At 61.7% G+C, this 4,342-nt stretch carries 4 protein-coding genes and 4 pseudogenes; 3 read left to right on the plus strand and 5 right to left on the minus strand.

All coding sequences use genetic code 11. The features are described from left to right. Positions 1-24 precede the first annotated feature (24 nt). A pseudogene (locus NKJ76_RS32555) lies at positions 25-250 on the minus strand (IS630 family transposase); the annotation flags it as partial. A gap of 82 nt (positions 251-332) precedes the next feature. Here NKJ76_RS32555 and NKJ76_RS32235 point away from each other — a divergent pair. Then, positions 333-700: pseudogene (locus NKJ76_RS32235) on the plus strand (IS110 family transposase); the annotation flags it as partial. 298 nt (positions 701-998) lie between these two features. Here the strand turns inward: NKJ76_RS32235 and NKJ76_RS32240 are convergent. Together NKJ76_RS32240 and NKJ76_RS32245 are read right to left on the minus strand one after the other, a co-directional pair. Further along, positions 999-1,560 (minus strand): annotated as a pseudogene (locus NKJ76_RS32240) (IS110 family RNA-guided transposase); the annotation flags it as partial. A 253-nt stretch (positions 1,561-1,813) separates the two neighbouring features. Continuing rightward, positions 1,814-1,954, minus strand: a complete 141-nt coding sequence (locus tag NKJ76_RS32245) for a hypothetical protein (RefSeq protein WP_352539212.1) — start codon at positions 1,952-1,954, stop codon at positions 1,814-1,816. Positions 1,955-2,022: 68 nt separating this feature from the next. Here NKJ76_RS32245 and NKJ76_RS32250 point away from each other — a divergent pair, with 68 nt between their 5' ends. Further along, positions 2,023-2,178 (plus strand): hypothetical protein, encoded by a 156-nt coding sequence (locus NKJ76_RS32250; RefSeq protein WP_352539213.1) that lies wholly within the window; start codon positions 2,023-2,025, stop codon positions 2,176-2,178. Between the two features lie 464 nt (positions 2,179-2,642). Next, positions 2,643-2,919: pseudogene (locus NKJ76_RS32560) on the plus strand (integrase core domain-containing protein); the annotation flags it as partial. On the opposite strand, the gene NKJ76_RS32260 reads toward NKJ76_RS32560, so the two are convergent. After that, a complete protein-coding gene (locus tag NKJ76_RS32260) occupies positions 2,920-3,927 on the minus strand; it encodes a D-alanine--D-alanine ligase family protein (protein ID WP_352539214.1) in 1,008 nt (335 codons plus the stop codon). A 219-nt stretch (positions 3,928-4,146) separates the two neighbouring features. Next, the coding region (locus NKJ76_RS32265) for a hypothetical protein (protein WP_352539215.1) at positions 4,147-4,342 on the minus strand (196 nt) is incomplete at its 5' end.

Below are 4,342 nucleotides of genomic sequence, written 5' to 3' on the forward strand. Positions count from 1 at the left end.
GTTCCCGTTCATGGCGCCGCCTTAGACGAAGGGGGCAGTCATGCCCGTCGGCCACACCGACGGTGAAAGTGGTGGTTTCCAATGGCCGTGCGGCACGCCCGCCGGCAGCGCTCACCGCATGGGGCACGGCCCCGCAGCCGGACCAGGTCGATAATCCAGTTTATGCCGGATCCAGATCGAGTTGGCGGTCGAACCAGTCCCGGCGCCGATTCAAGACGTCGGGGCGATCCTGCTCCAGTGCGTGCGCGGACTTTTATGGAAGGCCCGCCCTCCTTCGAGGCATCGGCTAAATCTCTAGGATGCCGATGTTTGGAACCGGAGAAGGACGAGCCATGACGATCATGATACCGGGAATTGACCTTGGCAAGAACAGCTGCAGCGTTGCGGGATTGGATGCAGTAGGGAAGGTGGTGCTGCGCCGCCGCATGCAACCGAAAACGATTGTGAGCTTCGTCTCGAAGCTTGCGCCCTGCACGGGTGCGATGGAAGCCTGCTGCGGCCCGCATCATCTGGGGCGGCTTTTGGCCGACCAGGGACATGAGGTCCGGCTGATGTCGCCGCAAAACGTGGTCCTTGCGTAACAGCGCAGAAGAACGATTTCGGGACGCTGAAGCCATCGCCGAAGCCGCGACACATCCGACGATGGAATTGTCTAGCTCAAGACAGCGAGCAGTTGGACGTCCAGGCGCTGCATCGGGTCGCCTAATCACTCGACCGTCAAGGGGGTGAGTGCAAGGCCGTCGTCCTTTCTGTCGATTCTCGTTCGTCCGCCTGCCGGGTACAGGGTCGTCTACGCGGTCGACGCGATGATCGCCGCAGGATGAGTTTCGCAGGTGAGATCTTCCTATGTTCGTTGCGCAATCTGCTTACCGAGGCAGTTGCTTCCCGCTTCGCGGAATGATCTCAGCCACGTCCCGGCAGGGACGATTCGGAGCGTCCTGTAGGAACGCTATCGGTTGAATGGCAGGAAATCGCAGCAGGCGAGCGTCTGCAGGATATCAAACAGCGGCTTGCGTTGGATCGAACAGCTCCCCCGTCCGAAGCATCGCATGCATGATCACCGCCAGCTTGCGCGCCAACGCTACGGCCGCTCGCTTGAAGCCAAGCCGGTCTTTAAGCTCCAACGACCAGGCGCGCAGGGCGCTGGTATCCGACGACCGGTTCAGGATGACCGCGGCCCCCTCGTATAGAAGTCCGCGCAGCTGATTGTCGCCACGGGGCGAGATATGGCCGTCATGATCGACCTCGACCGGAATGGTAGCGTCTCGGGGTCAGGCCTACCCATGCGCCCACGGCGCGCGAGTTTCTGAAGTTCGCCGGATCCTCCACGGCTGCTGCAAAGGCGGTGGCTGTGACGGTGCCGACACCGGGCACCGACATGAGCAGATGGCAGTGCTGATCGTTACGCGCCATCGCGGCCAGCTGCTTGCTCAGCTCTGCCGTCTGGTGGCGGATATCACTGCATGCCCGAAGCATTGGCACGACGATGCGCGCCAGCTTCTCCTAGCCCTGCAGAAGGTTGCGAACGTTGCGCTCGAACACGCTGCCGGCGCCCTTGGGTTCACGCGACCGTGCTTTGGGGCGTTTCTTCCGCAACCATCGCACTATACGGCGCGCTCTGCCTGCCGCGGTCCTCCCGTCACATTGACGGTCGGCATGAGCCTTGGTGCGTTGATACACCCACCGTGCGTACCGTTCTTCGCGCTGAGCGCGATGTTGGCAAGCAGGGGTTCCGGCCTCTGTACGAAGGAACTGATCCTCCGAGAGAACACGGGCTTTCAGGAACTACCCGATCAGCCTCGTCACCCTCCGGTCAGCGACGCGCTGCGTAGCTTTTCCAACAGATGATGATGGCTGATGTTGCCGAAGGAAACATCTTGGCGGCGAGGACGGCGATGCCACCGGAACGCCGGCCAGTGAGGCCGGCGTTGGCCGGCTCGAACAGTTTCTGCATCTGCGCGCCTTGGTGGACGCTCTCCTTGCGGCACGGCGAGTCGCTGGCCGCCGACGAGGAGAAGCGCCATGCAACTGAAGCTGAGATTTCCCGACGAAGACAACGAGCAGCGGCCCGACCCACCTGCCTGGGAGAAGCTGGACGCCGCGGCGCTGGCAAAGGCGCTGGGGCCGGCTCGCCGCATTGATCGCGCGGATGCTGGCAGCCAGGGAGGCAGAGCATGACTGAGCATAGCAAAGTCACTGCCGGCCACATGGCCCGGCAAGCCATCGTCCACCTGTGCCCGTCGACCCCATCGCAGGTGGAGAACAACCGTGAATCTACGGCCCGGCAGTACGCACTCCCCGGCCGCGCGCGCGAGTTGGGCTGGCCGGACGAGCGCATCGTGGTCATCGACGAGGATCTCGGCCTGCCCGGCACCGGCGTCGTCATGCGCGACGGGTTCGCTCGGCTGACCAGCGAGGTCGCGCTGGCCCGGTCCCATGCCACAGCTTCGGCGAAGGCGCGATGGATATCCAGTCCGATGATGCGCATGCCTGTTCCTCCTTCCTGGCGCGGTCAAAGACGGGAGCTGGCGGGCAACACGACATCTACTGATCCGCGCTCGCATCGCATCCGGGAAAGTCGCGAGGGGCGGCCATGTAACGAGCTCGGGCTCTCAGCCCACGGTCCGTCCCCATCTCGCCGACTTAGTCACCGCCTACAATTTCGGCCGCAGGCTCAAACCCTCAATGGCGAGGTCGAGAGGATGAACCGAACCATCAAGGATGCGATGGTCAAGCGCTTCTACTACGAGAGCACGACCAGCTCCGTCGCCATCTCGCCGACTTCGTCACCGCCTACAATTTCGGCCGCAGGCTCAAGACCTCAATGGCCTCACACCCTATGAGTTCATCTGCAACGCGTGGCTTTCCCAGGCGGAACGGTTTTCGATCAGCCGGCTCCAGCAGATGCCGGGACTACACCTAGGGTATGCCGATTCCGAAACATCGCGTGTGGGCGACATTGAGGATGCGATTGACCAAGCTCGAGAAGCTGTGTCCGGCAGTCATCGCGGCTACGGGATAAGAGGAGCTCATACTGAGGCCCGGCAGGGAGTTTATCTCTAGCACAAAGGGCTGGCCGGAGCTGTCGATCCTGAGGTCGACGCGGGCATAATCCCGGCACTGGCAGGCACGAAAGGTTGCAACCGAAATATCCCGCAGCACAGTCGCAAGGCCGCTTCCGATTTGCGCGGGGCAAATCTTCGGCGGCGTCGCGGCCGCCACGTACTTCGCCTCCCAAGTCATAAGGCGCGTTTCGCGCTCGCCGAAGTCCTGCTCCACCAGAGGCAACACCTCCGGCTCTCCGTTTCCCAGCAACGCGACGGCGATTTCTCGCCCCTCGATGTATTCTTCCACCAGGGCATCCTGCGCATACTGCGTGACGATCACTTCCACGGCATGCCTCAACTGAGCAGGTTCATGTACGAGTTGCAATCCGAGGCTGCACTCTTCGACACGCGGCTTCACTACCACTGGGAATCGGAGGTCGCCGGTACTCTCCGTGCCCTCACGCATCACGCGAAAGTTCGGTGTCGGCACGCCGCAATCGCGGATGAGCCTCTTGGTGATGACCTTGTCGTTCGTCAGCCCAATCCCGAGCGGGCCGCATCCAGTGTATGGAACACCTGCCATCTCAAGCATGGCGGGAACGTGGGTGAGACGGTACTCGCCCTGAATTCCCTCCGCAAGGTTGAAGACGATTCCGGAAGGGCGAGCTTGCGGATCGGGTGGCATGAACCGCTCGAGTGTAGCGAGCAGTCCTTTATCGCCTTCACACAGCAGCGTCTCGTGACCGCCCTCCTTTAGTGCCTCCATCACCCTTTCGACTGTGCCGTAAGCTGGCCAAGGCTGCGGCGGCGGCTGCGGATGCTGACCGAACCGGTTAATTACGCCCGTAAAATCCCTGTTCGATACAATGGCTACCCGCATGAGCTCCTCCTTGGATGTTTGCTTGCAGTTTACGTTCATCGGCTCGGATTTAGTTGGCTGACTTCGCTGCCGCCCGTCAGACGCCAACGAAACCAAGCCGCTGCTGGGGGATGACGGCGGCATCCTCGAGAAAGCAGGATCGCACTCAGCAGTGCAGCGTAGATCGCATCAATTTGAATCAAGTATGTAGACCTCCTCGGCCGGGAGACTGCGAGACGACTATGTCGTAATCTTCACCGTATCCCCAGCAATCGGCGTGCCAAGAGGTTGGGCGAACAAGAGGGACAAAACCAGGTGTTTCGCACCGCGATAGGTTGTGTGCGTCAAGTTCTGCAAAATGGGGCGGCCATGATGCTGGTCATGCGGCTTGGCGCAGAGCGAGCTTCTTGTGCTCGCGCAGGTCGTCCATATTGAT

Source organism: Mesorhizobium sp. M0029, from assembly GCF_040323735.1.
Lineage (GTDB): Bacteria > Pseudomonadota > Alphaproteobacteria > Rhizobiales > Rhizobiaceae > Mesorhizobium.

Coding starts and splice junctions, on each gene's coding strand:
- NKJ76_RS32245 (WP_352539212.1), bottom strand. CDS start 1,954: ATGCAGAAACTGTTCGAGCCGGCCAACGCCGGCCTCACTGGCCGGCGT.
- NKJ76_RS32250 (WP_352539213.1), top strand. CDS start 2,023: ATGCAACTGAAGCTGAGATTTCCCGACGAAGACAACGAGCAGCGGCCC.
- NKJ76_RS32260 (WP_352539214.1), bottom strand. CDS start 3,927: ATGCGGGTAGCCATTGTATCGAACAGGGATTTTACGGGCGTAATTAAC.